Annotated in this window: 20 protein-coding genes; 14 read left to right on the top strand and 6 right to left on the bottom strand. The window is 57.4% G+C overall.

What is annotated here, in order from left to right; translation table 11 throughout:
• Positions 1-9 precede the first annotated feature (9 nt).
• The 8 genes from Dform_RS00810 (at position 10) to Dform_RS00775 (ending at position 7,720) form a co-directional block, all read left to right on the top strand.
• Positions 10-864, top strand: coding sequence for a metal ABC transporter permease (locus tag Dform_RS00810; protein ID WP_083635296.1), 855 nt, complete (start codon positions 10-12; stop codon positions 862-864).
• Complete coding sequence (locus Dform_RS00805) at positions 857-1,657, top strand: metal ABC transporter ATP-binding protein (protein WP_076003332.1); 801 nt, start codon at positions 857-859, stop codon at positions 1,655-1,657. The genes Dform_RS00810 and Dform_RS00805 overlap by 8 nt, the downstream gene beginning before the upstream one ends.
• Before the next feature lie 107 nt (positions 1,658-1,764).
• On the top strand, positions 1,765-2,031 hold the full coding sequence (locus tag Dform_RS00800) for a hypothetical protein (RefSeq protein WP_076003331.1): 267 nt from the start codon (positions 1,765-1,767) through the stop codon (positions 2,029-2,031).
• 27 nt (positions 2,032-2,058) lie between these two features.
• Positions 2,059-3,000 (top strand): sensor domain-containing diguanylate cyclase, encoded by a 942-nt coding sequence (locus Dform_RS00795; RefSeq protein WP_076003330.1) that lies wholly within the window; start codon positions 2,059-2,061, stop codon positions 2,998-3,000.
• A 23-nt stretch (positions 3,001-3,023) separates the two neighbouring features.
• Positions 3,024-3,938, top strand: coding sequence for a dihydroorotate dehydrogenase (locus Dform_RS00790; RefSeq protein WP_076003329.1), 915 nt, complete (start codon positions 3,024-3,026; stop codon positions 3,936-3,938).
• 14 nt (positions 3,939-3,952) lie between these two features.
• Positions 3,953-4,321 (top strand): VOC family protein, encoded by a 369-nt coding sequence (locus Dform_RS00785; RefSeq protein ID WP_076003328.1) that lies wholly within the window; start codon positions 3,953-3,955, stop codon positions 4,319-4,321.
• Positions 4,322-4,324: 3 nt separating this feature from the next.
• Entirely contained in the window at positions 4,325-5,773 is a 1,449-nt protein-coding gene (locus Dform_RS00780; RefSeq protein ID WP_083635295.1) for an MFS transporter, read from the top strand.
• A gap of 60 nt (positions 5,774-5,833) precedes the next feature.
• Positions 5,834-7,720 (top strand): beta propeller repeat protein, encoded by a 1,887-nt coding sequence (locus Dform_RS00775; RefSeq protein ID WP_145925485.1) that lies wholly within the window; start codon positions 5,834-5,836, stop codon positions 7,718-7,720.
• Positions 7,721-7,738: 18 nt separating this feature from the next.
• Here the strand turns inward: Dform_RS00775 and Dform_RS00770 are convergent, their stop codons facing one another.
• The gene (locus Dform_RS00770) at positions 7,739-8,380 is read right to left on the bottom strand and encodes an MBL fold metallo-hydrolase (protein ID WP_076003326.1); all 642 of its coding nucleotides are present in this window, start codon (positions 8,378-8,380) and stop codon (positions 7,739-7,741) included.
• Between the two features lie 122 nt (positions 8,381-8,502).
• On the opposite strand from Dform_RS00770, the gene Dform_RS00765 reads away from it, so the two are divergent.
• The 4 genes from Dform_RS00765 (at position 8,503) to Dform_RS00750 (ending at position 12,063) form a co-directional block, all read left to right on the top strand.
• Positions 8,503-9,018 (top strand): RDD family protein, encoded by a 516-nt coding sequence (locus Dform_RS00765; protein WP_076003325.1) that lies wholly within the window; start codon positions 8,503-8,505, stop codon positions 9,016-9,018.
• 149 nt (positions 9,019-9,167) lie between these two features.
• Positions 9,168-10,631 (top strand): glutamate--tRNA ligase, encoded by a 1,464-nt coding sequence (gene gltX, locus Dform_RS00760; protein WP_076003324.1) that lies wholly within the window; start codon positions 9,168-9,170, stop codon positions 10,629-10,631.
• A 65-nt stretch (positions 10,632-10,696) separates the two neighbouring features.
• Positions 10,697-10,963: a hypothetical protein gene (locus Dform_RS00755; RefSeq protein ID WP_076003323.1), complete on the top strand. Its 267-nt coding sequence runs from the start codon at positions 10,697-10,699 to the stop codon at positions 10,961-10,963.
• Positions 10,964-11,073: 110 nt separating this feature from the next.
• Complete coding sequence (locus Dform_RS00750) at positions 11,074-12,063, top strand: radical SAM protein (protein WP_076003322.1); 990 nt, start codon at positions 11,074-11,076, stop codon at positions 12,061-12,063.
• Positions 12,064-12,203: 140 nt separating this feature from the next.
• Here the strand turns inward: Dform_RS00750 and Dform_RS11430 are convergent, their stop codons facing one another.
• From Dform_RS11430 to dxr, 5 genes are all read right to left on the bottom strand, one after another.
• The gene (locus Dform_RS11430) at positions 12,204-12,341 is read right to left on the bottom strand and encodes a hypothetical protein (protein WP_192846590.1); all 138 of its coding nucleotides are present in this window, start codon (positions 12,339-12,341) and stop codon (positions 12,204-12,206) included.
• A gap of 69 nt (positions 12,342-12,410) precedes the next feature.
• A complete protein-coding gene (locus Dform_RS00745; RefSeq protein ID WP_076003321.1) occupies positions 12,411-12,989 on the bottom strand; it encodes a hypothetical protein in 579 nt (192 codons plus the stop codon).
• 100 nt (positions 12,990-13,089) lie between these two features.
• Complete coding sequence (gene ispG, locus Dform_RS00740) at positions 13,090-14,154, bottom strand: flavodoxin-dependent (E)-4-hydroxy-3-methylbut-2-enyl-diphosphate synthase (RefSeq protein WP_076003320.1); 1,065 nt, start codon at positions 14,152-14,154, stop codon at positions 13,090-13,092.
• A 38-nt stretch (positions 14,155-14,192) separates the two neighbouring features.
• The gene (locus tag Dform_RS00735) at positions 14,193-15,254 is read right to left on the bottom strand and encodes a M50 family metallopeptidase (RefSeq protein ID WP_225973703.1); all 1,062 of its coding nucleotides are present in this window, start codon (positions 15,252-15,254) and stop codon (positions 14,193-14,195) included.
• Positions 15,255-16,382 (bottom strand): 1-deoxy-D-xylulose-5-phosphate reductoisomerase, encoded by a 1,128-nt coding sequence (gene dxr / locus Dform_RS00730; protein ID WP_076003319.1) that lies wholly within the window; start codon positions 16,380-16,382, stop codon positions 15,255-15,257.
• 331 nt (positions 16,383-16,713) lie between these two features.
• Between dxr and Dform_RS00725 the strand changes: the two genes are divergently transcribed.
• Both Dform_RS00725 and Dform_RS00720 read left to right on the top strand, forming a co-directional pair.
• Complete coding sequence (locus tag Dform_RS00725; RefSeq protein ID WP_076003318.1) at positions 16,714-17,292, top strand: hypothetical protein; 579 nt, start codon at positions 16,714-16,716, stop codon at positions 17,290-17,292.
• A gap of 214 nt (positions 17,293-17,506) precedes the next feature.
• Positions 17,507-17,698 carry a hypothetical protein gene (locus Dform_RS00720; RefSeq protein WP_076003317.1) on the top strand — a complete coding sequence of 64 codons (192 nt, stop codon included), beginning with the start codon at positions 17,507-17,509 and terminating at the stop codon, positions 17,696-17,698.
• Positions 17,699-17,743: the final 45 nt, after the last annotated feature.

Raw genomic sequence — 17,743 nt, 5'->3', positions numbered from 1 at the left:
CGTTAAAATATGATTGATTTTTTCATCGGACCGTTCGCCAATAATGAATTTATGATCAAAGCCCTGGTAGCAGGCATCCTGGTGTCCGTGGTGTGCGCCATTGCCGGAACGTTCATCGTGTTGCGGGGACTGGCGTTTATCGGCGACGCCCTGGCTCACGGCGTTCTTCCGGGTATTGCCGCTGCCGTTTTGTTTGGCTTTCCCGGCATCATCGGGGCCACGGTCGGAGCCGCGGTGATGATCGGAGGCGTGACTCTCATCACCCAACGCTCGCGCCTGTCGTCGGATACGGCTATCGGATTGCTCTTCGTCAGCATGCTGGCGCTGGGGGTAGCCATCGTGTCGCGTTCCGGTTCGTTCTCCGGAGACCTGACCCGGATCCTCTTCGGTGAACTTCTCGGGATTTCCTGGAGCAACATCTGGCTGCTACTGGCCTCCGCGATAATCATCGGCATCGTCGCCATTGTCAGCGCCCGGCCGTTCATGCTCCTCGCCTTTGACCCCGAACAGGCCCAGGTGGCTGGTTTCTCCGCCAGGAAGTATCATTTCCTGATGCTGGTCATGATTGCCGCTACCGTTATCGTTTCATTCCAGACGGTAGGAACCCTGCTGGTCTTCGGTTTGCTGATCGCCCCCGCCGGGGCAGGGGCTCTGCTCGCTTCGAGAATCGGCACGATGATGGCCCTGGCAACGATCTTTGGCGCGTTCTCGATGTTCACGGGCCTTTTAGTCAGCTATCACCTGAACATCGCCGCCGGGGCTTCGGTTATCCTGGTCGCCGCCGCCATCTTTTTTACCGTGTTCGTCGTCAAGAACGTGTCTGCCCGGCGCGCGCCCGGCGTCTCGGAGGGCGCCCATGGTTAGCGTCAAAGATGCCTCAGCTGTCGATATTTCAGCCCATGACCTGGCTATCGGCTATGATGGCAACACGGTAGTAGAAGGCATCAACTTCGAGCTGACCGAAGGGCGCGCCATCGCCCTGATCGGCACCAACGGTTCCGGCAAATCCACCCTGCTCAAAACCATCGTCGGCCTGCTGCCGCCTATCGGGGGCCAGATCCAGGTGTTCGGCGGCGCTCCCGGCTCCAAACCCAAGCGTATCGCCTACCTGGGGCAATTTCATGCGTCGGGGTTTGTGCTGCCGCTCCGGGCGATCGACGTCGTGCGCATGGGTCGTTTTCCGGGCAAGGGCCTGATGGGCCGGATGACCGGCGAGGACAACGACATCGTCCGAGGCGCCATGACAGCCATGGGCGTTGAAAAACTGGCCGATTCCCCGCTCCGGTCCATGTCCGGAGGCCAACAGCAGCGGGTCTACCTGGCCCAGGTCCTGGCACACCGGGCTGACCTCCTGGTCCTCGACGAGCCGACCTCCGGGCTCGACGTGGGCGGCCGCGAGCGCTATCTTCAGGCCATCAAGGACGAACTCTGCCGCGGCGCCTCGGTCGTCGTCGCCACCCACGATGTCCAGGATGAGGCGTCCCTGTGCCACCAGGTCATGCTCCTGGCGCACCGCGTCGTCGCCCTCGGTCCGCCGGACGAGGTGCTCACTCCGCAGACCCTCCTTGAGACGTTCGGTATCGTCATCGGCGGAGACCAGAAACGTTTTACCGTGCTGGAATGCGTCCACCCCCACGACGGCCACCGTCACGACTAGCACTTCCGGACCTCAGCCGCCCGCCCTTTAGTAAATTCATCCGGTTTAAGCTAAAATGCTTATATTCTCGGGTTTTTCTGATTTAAGGAAAGCGAGGGCGGATTCCCATGATCTTCGTGCTCTTCTTCTTCATCATCGTTGCCGGTTATGCTTTTCTTGAGTACTATTTCAGGTCCCACGGCGCTAAGGTCACCATGTACGACCGCATTGTCGGCGGCATCGGAGGCATTCTGCTGTTGTCCGGACTGTGGGTCATCCTGGATGCCCGCAACGACCTGGCCACCCCGGAATCCTATGTCTTCGTCATCATCACCATGCTCCCGGCTATCGCCCTCGGCGCCGCCGCCTGGCTGGCGATCACCCGGCGCAAATAGGCCGGCCCACGTATTCTTAACGGTAACATGCAAGACGCCATTTACAAAACGCTCCTCGACAACCTCAGCGAAGGGGTGTACTTCGTCGACCGCGATAAGCGCATCTTGTACTGGAATAAAGCCGCCGAGAGAATGACCGGGCGTACGGCGGGCGAAGTGTTGGGTTTCTGCTGCGCCGACAACATCCTGGTCCACACCGACGAACAGGGCGCAAACCTGTGCCTCTCCGGTTGCCCCCTCTCCGCCATGATGACCGACGGCCGGTATCATGAAGCCTCGGTCTACATGCTGCACAAGGACGGCCATCGGGTTCCGGTAACGGTTAAAGCCATGCCGGTTTACGACGAACAGGGTAATATCACCGGCGGCATCGAGACTTTCACCGACAACTCGGCGAACAGGCTTCTCAAGGAACAGAACGCCCATCTGACAAGCCTGTCGCTGATCGACGAACTTACCCAGGCCGGCAACCGCCGTTATGCCAATATCACCCTGGAAACCAGGTTGAGTGAATTCAAGCGCTACGGTTGGCCCTTCGGCATGATCATGTTCGATATCGATAATTTCAAGGTAGTTAACGATACTTTCGGTCATGACGCCGGAGACAAGGCGCTGCAAATGGTCGCCCGCTCGATCTCCGACAATATGCGCAGCCCCGCTTCTCTGTTCTTCCGCTGGGGAGGCGAAGAATTCGTCATCCTGGCCTCGAACGTAAACGGCCGGCAGCTTTACGACATCGCTGAGCGGATGCGGATTCTGGTGGCGACTTCTTTCATCGTCCGGGGCGACGATGAGATCAGAGTCACGGTATCGGCGGGGGCGACCATCGCCACCGCCGAAGATGACGCCGAATCCTTGACCCGCCGTGCCGATACCCTGCTGTACCGCAGTAAAAAAGAGGGCAAGAACCGCACCAGTACGGATTCCGGCCAGCCGGCCGGCTTTGCGGACTCGGTTGCCTCTTCGTAATCGCAGGGTCTATAATCTTGCCGATGCCTGATCTTTCCGTTCAATTGCTCCCCGGTCTTACCCTTAAGAACCCCGTCGTCGCCGCCTCGGGAACCGCGGGTTACGGCGATGAGCCTTCCCGCCTTTACGACATTGCCGACATAGGAGCCTTCGTTTGCAAGGGCACTACGCTGAAACCGCGGGCCGGCAACCCCCAGCCCCGAATCATGGAGACCGAAAACGGCCTCCTCAATGCCATAGGCCTTCAGAATCCGGGCGTTGAATACGTCGTGCAGCATTTTGCCCCCATCTGGGAAAAATGGCGGACGCCGGTGCTGGTCAACATCGCCGGCGAGAGCATCGATGATTACTTCGAGATCGCTAGGCGCCTCGATAGGGTTCCCGGCGTTGCGGCGCTCGAGGTCAACATCTCCTGTCCCAACGTAGCCGCCGGATGTCTGGAATTCGGCGCCACCCCGGAAGGAGCGGCTGCGGTAACCCGGGCGGTCAAATCGGCTACCGCCCTGCCGGTCATCGTCAAACTGACGCCCAACACCTCGGACATCGTCGCCCTGGCGCAGGCGGTCGAGAATGCCGGCGCCGACGCGGTTTCGCTCATTAATACCCTCCGCGGTATGTCTATCGACATCAGGAAACGCAAACCCGTCCTGGGTAACGTCACCGGAGGGCTTTCTGGCCCCGCCATCAAACCGGTTGCCCTGGCGATGGTCTGGCGTGTTGCCGCCGGAGTGAAGATCCCGGTCATTGGCGGCGGCGGGATAGCCACGGCAGAGGATGCTCTCGAATTCTTGCTGGCCGGCGCTTCCGCAATCGAAGTCGGCACCGCCGCGCTGGTAAATCCAGGTGCCCTCAAAGACATTGTAAAAGGTATCGAAAAATACATGCTACAATGGAAACTGACTGAAATTTCTCAGTTAATCGGCGCCGCCAGGCGCTAAATGAGGAGGGCATCATGAACAGGGTTGTCCATTTCGAGATCCCGGCAGTCAAGGCTGATCGCGCGGTGAAGTTCTATGAGACGGCTTTCGGTTGGAAGATAGAAAAATGGGCGGGGCCCATGGATTATTGGAACATCACCACCGGCTCCGATCGGGAGCCCGGCATTAACGGCGCCATCATGAGCGTCGACGGCGCCATCAAGCAGGTGGTCAATACCATCGGCGTCGAAGACCTTGGTAAAGCCGCCGAAAAGGTTGTCTCCACCGGCGGCAAACGCGTCAGCCCGGATCAAACGGTTCCGGGTATCGGCTATTTCGCCTATTTCACCGATACCGAAGGCAACCCCTTCGGTCTGATGCAGAACGCCCCCAACGCCAAGTAATTTATGTTGCCCCATTCCGTGTTACCACCCGCCGCGGAAGCCAAAGCTCGCCGCGGCGGGCTTATCGCGGCAATTGTTGCTTCCTTCCTGACGCCCTTCATGGGCGCATCGGTGAATATCGCCCTGCCGCCTATCGGGCTGGAGTTTTCACTTGACGCCGTCACCCTGGGCTGGGTTGCTACCGCCTATATCCTAGCCGCGGCGGTTTTCCTGCTGCCCTTCGGGCGCCTGGCGGACATCATTGGCCGCCGGAAGGTCTTCATCGCCGGTCTGGCCTCTTACACCGTCACGTCCATCCTGGTGGCGCTGGTTCATAACGGCGGCCAACTGATCGTCATGAGGGTGTTCCAGGGAGTGTCGGGAGCGCTTCTATTCGGCACCGGCATGGCTATTCTGACTTCGATCTTCCCGCCTTCGGAGAGAGGCAAGGTGCTTGGATTGAACGCCGCCGCCGTGTATATCGGCCTGTCCATTGGCCCGACGGTCGGCGGCGTCATTACCGACGCCTGGGGTTGGCGCGGAATTTTCCTATTGAACGCTGGCCTCGCCTTCTTCGCCCTTGTCGTCGTCCTGACCCAGCTGAAAACGGAGTTTCAGGAATGCAAAGGCGAGGCGTTCGATCTCAAAGGCGCTATCGTTTACGGCCTGGCCCTGTGTGCCTTGATGCTTGGCTTTTCCGAGCTGCCGGATAACATCGGTTTCATTTTGCTGGTGGTGGGTGCTGGCGGTCTGGCCGCTTTTGTCTGGTTTGAGTCCAGGATTCAATTCCCCCTGCTCTCGGTCAAGATGTTCCGGCATAACACCGTATTTGCGATGTCCAACGCGGCTTCCCTGATCAACTATGCCGCTACGTTTGCCGTCGGGTTTCTTTTGTCTCTTTACCTTCAGTTCGTCAAGGGGTTTTCACCGACCGATGCCGGCCTGGTCCTGGTGGCCCAACCCGTCGTCATGGCTCTCATTTCACCCTGGGCCGGACGGAGCGCGGACCGGCTCGGACCCAGGTTTCTGGCTTCGCTCGGCATGGCTATTTCGGCTATCGGCCTGGCCATGTTCATCTTCATCGGCAATAACACCTCGATGGTCTACGTCATCGCCGGTCTGGTGATTCTGGGCGCCGGTTTCGGTCTTTTCTCTTCGCCCAACACCTCCGCGGTCATGGGGTCCGTAGAGCGGCGGCAGTACGGCGTGGCCTCGGCGACCCTGGGAACGACGAGACTTGTCGGCCAGATGCTGTCGCTGGGTATCGCCATGCTCCTGTTTTCCCTTATCATCGGCCACGTCCGCATTTCCGGCGCGGTTCAAGATGAACTTGTGTCGAGCCTGAGGGTCGCCTTCGCCATTTTTACCGGGCTTTGCATCGTTGGGGTTTTCGCTTCGCTCGCCCGGGGAACAGGGGTTCCGGTTCCCCCGCCACCGGCTTCCCCACATCGTAATATCAAATCCTCGACCTGAATTCGTCATTCGTCGGTTCTGCATTGACGGGTGCCTCGCCCAGCGATTACAATCCTACGAATGAAGAATTGTCACTCGTGGCGGGGCGTGGTGTTCTTCTTCGTAATCCTTACGATTTGCTCGCCGCTGGTCTCCCGCCCCCTCACTGCCGCCGACAGCGCCTGGTCTTCGCTGCCGATGCCCCAATCCGTGGGGGCGGTGGTCGATCTGGCGGTGCCGCCCGGTCAGGACGGCCTGATATACCTGTTGGCGTTCGACAACGGCCAAAAGCTCTGGCGCAGCAACAATGATGGCGGCGCCTGGCAGCTTATCTATCAGACCGGCGGTACTGGTCTTTCCGCTATCGATCGGTTTACCGTATCCGGCAATGGCATAGTTTTGGTCGCCGGACGTACCGGCAACGGCCCGGTCTACCTTAGATCGGCCGATCAGGGCCAGACTTTTACCCAGTTCACGCTGCCGGCGGCTCTCGATTCAGATAGCGGCATTGCCGCTTTAAATGAACGGGTCTGGTTCTTTACTTCCTTCGACGGCAATCGTTCGAGGGTGTGGCGGACCTCTGACGGCGTCGTTTTTGAAAGCACCGAAATATCCGCGACGCCGCTGTCGAGTCTGAAACTTTCCCCCGGTTTTGCCGCCGATAATACCATGATCGCCGCCGGAGCCGACGGCAACTTTTATCTTTCCACCGATGGCGGGGTACACTTTTCAGCCCTGCAGCAATCGTCCCTCGTCGGTGAGATTTGCTTTGCCTTCTCCGCGGATTACTCTGTCAGTAAATACATTTATGCCGCTTCCAGCACTGCCGGTTCCGGCATCTGGCGCATGAAGGTCGGGGAACCTTCATGGACGCGAATCGACGCCGGCTTGCCGGGCGGGACGATGATCAGCGGGATTGAAGTCTCTTCGGGCGGGATCATCTACGTTGCCTCAGGCAACCAGGTGGGCGCCTCAAACGGCGGGTTGGTAAAAAGATCGCCGTTTAACCAATCTTGGGAAACCGCCCGCGACGGTCTGCAAGCCGGGACCACGTTGTGGGATCTTCGTTTGCGGGGCAGCAGGGTGTATAGCCTGGACACCGCCAATAACCGCCTGGTCGCCTACAACGACACGCTCGCTTCGCCGATTGAACTCTTATCTCCCCAGTCCGGCGCGCCGGGCATCGGCACCTTTGCCTCCGGCGGTGTCGGCGGCATCGACCTCGTTTGGCGCAATCCGGGCGGGGCTTCCGCTTTTCAGTGGCAGGTCAGCGATTCTTATGACATGTCCATTATTCGGTTTGAGGGGTCCGCGACCGCAGAAACCGCTCGTTTGAAAAACCTTGATCCGGGGATCACCTACTACTGGCGAGCCCGCGCCGCCGCTCCATCGATAAGTCCGTGGTCGGCGGTCTGGAGCTTTACTACGGTCCTGGGAACGCCGGTGCTGACGACGCCGGCGATCGGCGCAACCGTTCAGATTCTCCAGCCGCCTTTTCAATGGCAGCCGGTAACCGGCGCGAAGACATATGAACTGATGTTGTCATCGTCCGCCGATTTCAATCCGGTGACGGCTTATGCGGCCGGTATCGGAGGGAATGCCTGGCAACCGCCGTCGGCTCTATTGCCCTCGACGGGCTATTTTTGGAAGGTTCGGGCTATCGGAACGAACACCTCTTCGCCCTGGAGCGCCGTTTCGGCGTTTACTACCACTGCGCCGCCGGCAACAACGGAACCGCCTGCAACGACACCGGCACCGACAACGGCCCCGGCAACCACGCAGGCCGCTGCCACATCCACCCCACCAACCACATCCGTCAAAACGACGGCACCAACCCAATCGATCGCCCCGCCGGTGGCGGCTTCAACAATTCCGGGCGCACTCATTGGGATACTGGTCGGAATGGGGTGCCTCAGCGGTCTGGTGGTGTCTCTGGTGATTAAGACGAGGAAACAGCGGCGGGATTAGGTTCGCGCGGCAGCGGGATTACGCCGTTCCCGCCTCCAGCACCACCACCTGGGTCGGCAGCGGCAGATTGGCTTTGGTGACTACCAATTTGGGTTGCGGCACAACACCGCTTGAGCCCATTTCGCCGAGGAACTTCTCGACCGGTTCAAGTTCCCGGGTGCCCTGCGGCAGCTTGTAGTGCATCGGGATGACAATCGCGGGTTCTATCTGGCGCACTAACCTGGCGGCGTTATTGGCATTGAGCGCGCTCATGTCGCCCACCGGGACCAGCAGGATATCCACGTTGCCAAGTTCTTCGGCCTTGCTTTCGGACAGGGGCTCGCCCAGGTCGCCAAGGTGACAAATGACCACATCGTCCACCGAGATGACGAAAATGACGTTCTTGCCTCGGAGCAGCCCCTTCTCGGAATCATGGAAAGACGGCAGACCGATCAGGATGGCGTCGCCGATCTCATATTCTCCCGGCCGGGAAACCACCCGGAATTCTCCGCTCACTCCAGAGGTATAGTTGTGACCGTTGTGCTGGTGGCTGACGGTCACGATGTTGGCTGTCTGCTTGCCCGGCGTGAAGCCAAGTTCCGGCGCGAACGGGTCGGTAATCACCGTGGTGTTCTTGCCTTTGATCCGGAAACAGGAGTGGCCGAGATACTTAATTTCCATGCCGCGATTATAACACGCGCGCCTCGGCGGGTTAAAGCTGCCAGGCCCTCGTATAGCTATCGATTTACCGCCGATGTATAATGTGCGCCGATTGATCAGTGTCCCTGAGGAGCGAAGGCCCAATGCCAGAGACATCTAAAGGCGCCATCGCCCTGGAGTTCGCCGGCTTCTGGAGGCGATTCGGGGCTTGGATAATCGATTTTATCGTCCTGGGAGCCATTTTTTCGGTTCTTGAACCTCTTCTCTGGCCTGACTTCGGTAAGATCGTATCTTTCACCACCAATTTTGATTCCAACTATTGGGTAGGCCAGTTCAGAGCATTGTCCAATATCGTATCGATCCTGGTTTCGGGCATCTACTTCGTGGGTTTCTGGGTCTGGCGCGGCCAGAGCCTGGGGATGATGGTGGCTGGGATCAAGGTCATCCAAACCGACGGCAGCCAAGTCGACATCGGTCGGGCGGTCATCCGCTATCTCGGTTATCTCATTTCATTCATACCCCTGTTTCTCGGCTTTATCTGGATCGCCCTGGACAGCCACAAGCAAGGCTGGCACGACAAGCTGGCCGAGACTTACGTGGTAAAAATTCCGGCCGTCCCGGAAGCCCATGCCGCCACGCCCCCCACCGCCGCCGCATAAAATAAATTTGAGATTCGAATATCGAAGCACGAAATCGAGTTCAGCGATCGGAGTACACGTTAAAATAAATTGGTCATCTAGGGTTTTTGTTTATTTGAATTTGTTTCGGATTTCGAAATTCGTGCTTCGGATTTTTGATCGAGGATAAAATGACAGATAAAGTTAGAGTAAGATACGCCCCCTCCCCCACCGGCTACCCCCACGTCGGCAACATCCGCACCGCATTATTCAACTGGCTGTTCGCCCGGAACCAGGGCGGCAGCTTCATCGTCCGCATCGAGGACACCGACCAGGCCCGCTATGTCGAGGGCGCCGTAGAAGCCATCCTCGACGGCTTACGCTGGTTGGGCATGGATTGGGACGAAGGACCGGAGAAAAACGGCGCCTTCGGACCGTACTTTCAGTCTCAACGACTCGACCGGTATCGGGCGGCCGCCGAAAAGTTGATCGCAGGCGGCCATGCCTACCGCTGCTACTGCTCATCGGCGCGGCTGGACCAGATGCGGGCCGCCCAGGAAGCCGCCAAAATCCCGACCGGGTACGACCGGCACTGCCGCGACAAATGTGAGCCCGGTCCTGAGGGCGTCACCCCGGTCGTCAGGTTCAAAATGCCCCTCGAAGGGCGGACCTATTTCAATGATCTCATCCGTGGCGAGGTGGCCTTCGAAAATGCGCTACTCGATGATTTCGTCCTTCTGAAGAGCGACGGCTTCCCTACCTACCACCTGGCCAACATCGTCGACGATCACGATATGGCCATCACTCACGTCATGCGCGCCGAGGAATGGCTGTCCAGCACGCCGAAACACGTCCAGTTGTACAAGGCCATGGGTTATGAACCTCCGGTGTTCGCCCACCTCCCGATGATCCTGGGGCCTGACCGGTCGAAGCTTTCCAAGAGGCACGGCGCCGTGTCCATCATCGACTACAAGAACCAGGGCTATCTGCCGGAAACGATGGTCAACTTCCTGGCGCTCCTCGGCTGGTCTCTGGACGCCACTACCGAGATCATGGACGTTAAAAAGGTCATCGAGAACTTCTCTCTCGATCGCATCAGTAAGACCGCCGCCATTTTCAACATCGAGAAGCTGGATTGGATGAACGGCTCCTATATCCGGGCGTTATCGCTCGACGAGTTCACCGACCGCGCCCGGCCGTTCCTCGAAGCCGGCGTTCCCGAAGCCGCGGCCTACGACCGTGATTATGTTAAGAGTGCGCTGGCTTTGATCCAGGAGAGGGTCAAAAAACTGGGCGAACTCCGCGATCAGCCGGAACTGACCCGTTTCTTCTTTTACCAGAACCTCGAATACCATGCGGCAGATCTGGTGGGCAAGGGTATGAATACCGCCCTCACCCGGCAGGCGCTTCAAGCCACGCTCGATCGCCTCGAAAAACTCGAAGGCTTCGGCATCGAAGCCATGGAAAATGACCTGCGGCCCCTTGCCGCCGAGCTTGGCCTCAAGCCCGGACAACTCTTTGGCTGTATCCGGGTGGCCGTCACCGGCCAGAGCGTGTCGCCGCCGCTGTTTCAGACCATGGCGGTGCTTGGGAAGGATCGGGCTCTGGCGCGTATCCGTGAAGCCATCCGCAAAACCCGTGAACTGGCGGAATAATTTTTGTTGCATCGGCGCATTTAATCGGCTTAAATATTAGGCAACCTGCAACAGGAGGTCCGGATATGCCCAGCGCTCTCACCCGCCAGGACGCCCTGAACTGGCTGGTCAAATACGGCATCATACCCTACTGGGATTCCATCGATAACAAGGTCATGTTCCGCAAGGCGGATGTGAAAAAGGGTTCGGTTGAGTCCGTCAGCCGGGATACCGAAGAAGAGGTCTGGCCGGGTCTCATCAAGCTGCTTGCGCTCAAAACCGAGGCGGATTGCGTCCAGGTGCGCCGCAGCGTTGAGCAGGCGCTAAAGGGACAGGGAAAACTGGCCTCTTAAATTGTCGGCGGCTCTCTGATCATAAAAATATCCGTTGGGTGGCGGCGGACACGGCTCTTCGTCTTTTAATCGGAATCGGGAGTCGACCTGTCCACTGGTGAGGTGTAAACTTGGTTGATCTTCCCCGATACGTTGAACTCTATGAATCCGGCGAACTTCAGCGCCGCGTCCTGGCGCTCGAGGAACGCCTTGGAAATTGCGACGTCTGCCCGCGGCGCTGCGGCGCCAACCGTCTCGAAGGCGAGATCGGGTTGTGCAACGCGGGCAAACTGGTAGCCGTCTCTTCGGTATGCGCCCACCGTGGCGAAGAACCGGCCCTGTCCGGGACCAAAGGCTCGGGCGCCGTCTTTTTCGGCAATTGCAACCTCCGCTGCGTCTATTGCCAGAATTACCAGATCTCCCAAGACCCGGCGGGTCAGCGCCACCATGAGGTAACCCCTTCCAGGCTTGCCAACCGTATGCTTCACGTCCAGAACGACCTGCGCTGCCACAACCTGAACCTGGTCTCTCCCACCCAGTACGTACCCCAGATAATGAGAGCGCTCCTCGAGGCGATTCCCCACGGCTTCAGGTTGCCTATCGTTTACAACACCAACGCCTACGAAGAACTTTCGACGCTTCAGGAACTCGACGGCGTGATTGATATCTACCTGCCGGATCTGAAATATTCGTCCAACACTATCGCCATGCAGCTTTCGGACGTCGCCCACTATGTTCCAACCGCGCGCTCGGCGATCAAAGAGATGTACCGCCAGGTGGGCGATCTGCAGGTCGGCGAGGACGGCATCGCCCTCAAGGGTCTGATTATCCGCCACCTGATCCTGCCCAACGACCTGGCCGGCTCCGAGGAATCCCTGAAATGGATCGCCCGCGAACTCTCACCGCAGGTGACGGTGAGCATCATGTCCCAATACATCCCCCGCCACAAAGCCCTGGGCATGCCGCCCCTGGCCCGCAGCATCAACGCCGCCGAGCACCGCCGCGTCGTCAATATCCTGGATGTCCTGGGCATGGAGAACGGCTGGATGCAGGAAGCGGGCTCCCAGGAGTTTTACCTTCCGGACTTCACCGCAGATGGCCATCCATTCGAACGGGGCTAACACGCTCTACGATTGTCATTCTGAGCGAAGCGAAGAATCTCGGTGTCGGCCATAGATCCAAGTATTATATTGGAATAGATCCTTCTTAAAACAGGAAAGCCCCGATTCCATCGGGGCTTCTTTTGACCGAAACGAGTGTTTTAGCCGCCGCGGCGTTTGCGGTTGCAGAAGGCGAACTTGATCTTGAGACCGGAGACCTCGTCCTTCTTGTTGACGCCTTCGGCAAATTCCTTCAGCGCAACGGGCTTTCTATCGGCGGCGAGTACTTTCTTAGCCATATCTTTTTACTCCAATTTGAAAACTGACCTAGGATTATAACACAACCGGTGTATCGAATGCCAAATGTTTCAGTTTGTCCCGCTGGCCTTCACGCCCTGGCGGATCTCTTCCATGGTTCTCGGCTTGAATTCTGGCTTCTGCAGCAACTTAACTAGCTCGACCCGTTCGCTGCCCCAGTTGAACCAGATGGGTACGCCTCGCTCCTGAAAATGAGTTACTGACCTTCGGGTGAAATCCTCGAAAGAATCGCAAAAAAAGCCCCGGCGTTCGGTTTCCTGCCGCAGGTACGGCAGGAGCTTGTACCAGCAGCGAATAGCTGTCGGGCCGCCCAGTGTTTCGATAGCCAGTTGCTGGTTGATCTCCCTGTTGCGGGTAACCGCGCCGAGCAGGTTCAGCCAGTCCACCAGGTGATCGAACCGCACCCGTTGATAATCGGCCAGCGTCGCCCACTGGTCCGGCTTGACCGAGTAGATGCTGCGTATGACCGCTTTGAATTCGTCGCTTCGGAAATCCCGGAACAGGTCGATAGCCAGTTTGGCGTCGTCGCGGCGGCGGAACTGGAGGTATTTGACTATGCCGATAATAAATCCGATAGTCAGAACGACGACCGAGATCGCCGTGGCCGCCTGCCAGAATGCGCTATCCACCTTTACACCTCGCTACATCTGTTGCTGAGGCCCTCCAGAAGGGCCGTGGCTATCTTCGAAGAACGTTTCCCGATGCCGTTCCTGCTGACCGCGCTACATTTTAGAAGTTTTCAATCTCTTTTGAAAGCGCCTCGAAATATCCCGCCTCAGCAACCACCCGGACCTTTTCACCCCTCCGGAAGAGGATGCCCTGCCCTTTTCCGCAAGCAATGCCGACATCGGCGTCTTTAGCCTCCCCCGGGCCGTTCACGGCGCAACCCATCACCGCCACCTTGATCGGTTTGTCGATGGACAGCAGCAGGTCGGAAATCATCTCCGCCAGGCCTACAACGTCGGCCTCTGTACGTGAGCATGAAGGGCAACTCACCACGGTCGGTCCTCTCTTCCTGAGATCGAGGCTTTTGAGTATCTCGTAACCGGCCGCGACTTCTTCCCTCGGGTCAGCTGTAAGCGATACCCTGATCGTATCGCCGATGCCTTCGGCGAGTAACGCCCCTATCCCCACCGCCGATCGTATTATACCGGTCTTCGGTGTCCCCGCCTCCGTTATTCCCAGGTGCAGGGGATAGTCGACCATTTTGGATATCATGCGGTAAGCCGCGAGGGTTTCGGGCACGTCGAAGGCCTTCAGAGAAATTTTGATCAAATTGAAATCGAGGCTTTCGAGCAGCCTCACCTGTCCCATGGCCGAATCGACCATCCTCTGGTGAAGCGGTTTTTCCGGCTCAAATTCGGCGGGTAAAGACCCGCCATTTACCCCGATGCGTATCGGGACCTGTCGTTCTTTAGCCGCTTCAACGACCTGCTTGACCCGGTCCGCCTCGCCAATATTTCCCGGATTGATCCTCAGCCCATCCACCCCTGCGGCTATGGCTGCCAAAGCGAGCCGGTAGTCAAAATGAATGTCGGCGATAACCGGAATCGGACTCTGCTTTTTGATGTCCCTCAGTGCCTCGGCGGCCTGCGCGTCGGGTACGCCGCACCGGATTATTTCGCAGCCAGCCCCGGCAAGTTCTTTGATCTGTGCCACCGTCGATGGGACATCCCTGGTGTCCGTCTTTGTCATCGACTGCACTGTTATGGGCGCACCACCCCCTACCAACACCCCGCCGATGTTGATGGCTCTTGTTTTCCGTCGCATATTTTGAATTTGGGATTTTATCATTCGGATTTGTTTCGGATTTCGATATTCGTGCTTCGAATTTATCCCCCAACAATCCTCACAATGTCCTGAAAAGTCACCAGTAAAATCAGTCCTATCAGCAGCACGAACCCAATGAAATGTATTTTCCCTTCTGTCTGCGGGTCGATTCTCTTGCCCCTCCTCGCCCACTCCACCACCACAAACGCGATGCGTCCGCCGTCCAGCGCCGGAATCGGCAGGATGTTCAATATTGCCAGGTTGAGCGACAGGAAAGCGGTAAATTCCAGCAGCGGTCCGAATCCCGCCCTCGCCACCTCGCCGGTCATCTGGGCGATACCGACCGGGCCGGCGAACTGCGCCGGAGCGCCGAAGACCAGGGATAGGATGCTGTTCTTGAACAAGACCATGGTCTCACCCGTTTCCCGGAAGCCGGATGATATCGCGGTGAAAAAGCCATCGTGAACTTTAGTGACTACCACATCGGTCGTTTGGGTTTCGATCCCCACCGCCCCCTGCCCGGCCGGCGGGCTCCAGCGCGGCGTCACCGAGACTGTAACTACCGTACCATCGGCTTTTTGTATCTCCATCGGAACGGTTTCGCCAAGGTCCAAAAAGATGTCTCTTCCCAATTCGGCATTATTTGTCAGTTGCCGCCCGTTGAAGCTCAAAATGATGTCCCCGACCTCGACACCGGCGGCTTCGGCCGGCGATCCGGCAGCCACCCCCAGTACCTCGATTTTGCCTGTAGCGATCTGGTGAGGAAGGAGGAAAGCCACGGTGAACAGGACGATCGGCAGCAGCGCGTTAACGATCGCCCCGGCGGCGAGGACGGTGACTCTTTTTGCGTGGCTTTTCGATGCCAGGGCACCGGGCGCCGTCGGGTCTTCTTCACCGGCTAACTTCACAAAGCCGCCGAGTGGCAATAAGTTTATCGAATACTCGGTGCCGCTCTTGCCTTTTTTGGCGAATAGCCGGGGTGGGTAGCCCAACCCGAACTCGTTGACTTTAACCCCAAAAATCCGGGCGCTGAAAAAATGGCCTGCCTCATGAGACAGCGTGACGATCGCCAGTACCAACGCGAACGCCGCTGCCGTGAATAAAAAACTCAGAATGCTGGACAACTAAAGACTCCTCGCCAATTCAGATACTCGCCGCCTAGCCCACGTTTCCGCGGCGGCTATACTTTCTAACGATGTTGAACCTTCAGGGTTATGTTCTTCGAGAGTTTTTCCCACCAGCCGGGCGATGTCGCCAAATTTTATCCTGTTATCCAGGAACAGGTTGACCGCTTCTTCGTCCGCCGCCGCAAGAACGGCCGGGAACGTGCTGCCTCTTTTCCCGGCTTCTATCGCCAATTTCAGACAAGGGAATCGACTGAGGTCCGGCGCCGAGAAGTCCAGCCTGCCGATTTTCGGCCAGTCCGCTCTTGGCAGGTCGGTATTGCTCCATCGCTCGGGATAGGATAATGCATATTGAATCGGCAGGCGCATGTCCGGCGGGGAGAGTTGGGCTTTGACCGCCCCGTCGGCGAATTCAACCATCGAATGAACAATCGATTGCGGATGAATTACCACCTCGATTCGCTCGTAGGGGATGCCGTAAAGCCGGTGGGCTTCGATGACCTCCAGACCTTTGTTCATCAGCGTGGCCGAATCGATGGTTACCTTCTTGCCCATCTTCCACGAGGGGTGAGCCAGGGCTTGTCCTGGTGTCACCGATTCGATCCGTTCCAGGGAAAAATCCCGGAAAGGCCCGCCGCTGGCGGTGAGAATCAGCTTCTCGGGTTTGGTGGTTTCACCCACCAGGCATTGCCATATCGCGGAGTGCTCCGAATCCACCGGGCGGATGCCCGCGCCGTTGTTAACCGCTTCATCGAGCAGCATCTCACCGGCGGCAACCAGGCATTCTTTATTAGCCAGGGCGATTATCTTCCCCGCCCTTGCCGCCGCCAGCGCCGGCTTGAGCCCCGCCCCTCCCGGCACCGCCACTACCACGATATCTACATCCGGGTGGATAGCCATTTCTTCCAGCGGCAGGCACACCGAATTTCCGCAGACAAGATTTTTGCTGGAACAGGAAACAAAACGGGGATTGAATTCTGCTTTCTGTTTTTGCAGCAGACCAACGTTTTCGCCTGCTGCCAGTGCGATGACCGAGATTTTATCCGGATGCCGCCGAGCTACGTCCAGCGTTTGTTGACCGATGCTGCCGGTAGAACCGAGCACACCCAGGCGAATGGGATTCATCATTACGTAAACATAATACCGTAAACGATGGTATCGGGGCTAATTGGGTTCCGTTTGTTCCGTTCGTGGTGCTTGTCCCGACACCAGTCGGGAAGCTTGAACCTGCCCTGAGTTTATCGAATGGAACCATGAGAAGGGATAACGATTGTTTACACTTCGAATTACGTTGTTTCCCCAATCCCAATCGGCTGAGTTAGAGTCTCCTCATAATACCTATTTTATGTTAAACTGATATTGACAAAATTCCAACTAAAAGCTAGTTTTACTATCACGCCGTTTAGTTTTGGATGAAAAAGGAGTAAGCGCTCCTGAAAGCGCTGATAATTCAACAAATATGAGCATCGGACCCAGTGAACTTCTGTTTGTCGCCGTAATCGTTTTAGTTCTTATCTTCATCTCCAGAGGTCAAAAAGCCCGGAAGATGAGAAAACAGGAGGAAGCCGAAAGGGCTGAGGCCCTGCGGTCGGCCAGAACCGGCGGCACCGCCATCAGGTACCCGGAATTGCAACTACTCGGCATCGTCGTCATGGTAGCCGGCCTTGCCCTGGCTGGAATCGGGTATCTGATGACCCGGGGTGTTTTGGATTTTTATTCGGTAGCCGGTATCGCGGTGCTTGCCCTGGGATTATCGTTCGTCATCATGGCCCGGCAGAAAGTAAGTCCGGTCGCCGCGAATCAAAAATCAGGCGTCCAGACTGTTAGACAGACAGCTACCTCGGGAAAACAGAGTCTGCCTAAATCAGCCGCGAATGCCGCATCGATCGATCCCAAAATCAAGCCTGAAGATATGGCTGATTTCAAGAGGTTCATGGCGCTGAAAGCCGGAGCCGCGGCTCCCACCATCAAACCAGAAGATTCGGCTGACTACCAAAGATACCTGGCTCTTAAGGCCAAAGCCGCCGAAAAACCCTGAATCATTTCAGCGGCCGATCCCGATTTAATTAGCCTCGAATAGCGATATTGCGTTTGCTTTGACGTTTTGCCCACTGCTAGAACAAAGAACGCGATGCTACGGTTCCGTTTGCCCGATTATTCTTGATGATCGCCTGATCGTTGACTTATGATCGGGCGTAGAGTAAGGTTAAGTATCTTCACCACCCGCGGCATCCGAAAGACCGAAGACTGGCATGCCTATCGGGCCAACAGAAATAATCGTCCTTATTGTGGCTTGGGCGATCCCCATAGCTCTGGCAGTCATGCTCGTACAAAGCTATTTTCTGTTGAAAAATCAGGCGAAACAACTGAAAGACCTGCAGAGTGATCTAACTCAAGTTAAACAGCAGGTCGAGTCGCTGGAATCTAAAATTGGCAAGGGCTAGAGTTCACTGAGCGTATGCGGAACCTATATCGGCTGACCAACCTGG

Origin of the sequence: Dehalogenimonas formicexedens, assembly GCF_001953175.1 — a bacterium.
Classification (GTDB): Bacteria; Chloroflexota; Dehalococcoidia; order Dehalococcoidales; family Dehalococcoidaceae; genus Dehalogenimonas; species Dehalogenimonas formicexedens.
The sequence above is the reverse complement of the archived record's forward strand: the minus strand, read 5'-3'. Positions and strand labels throughout refer to the sequence as shown.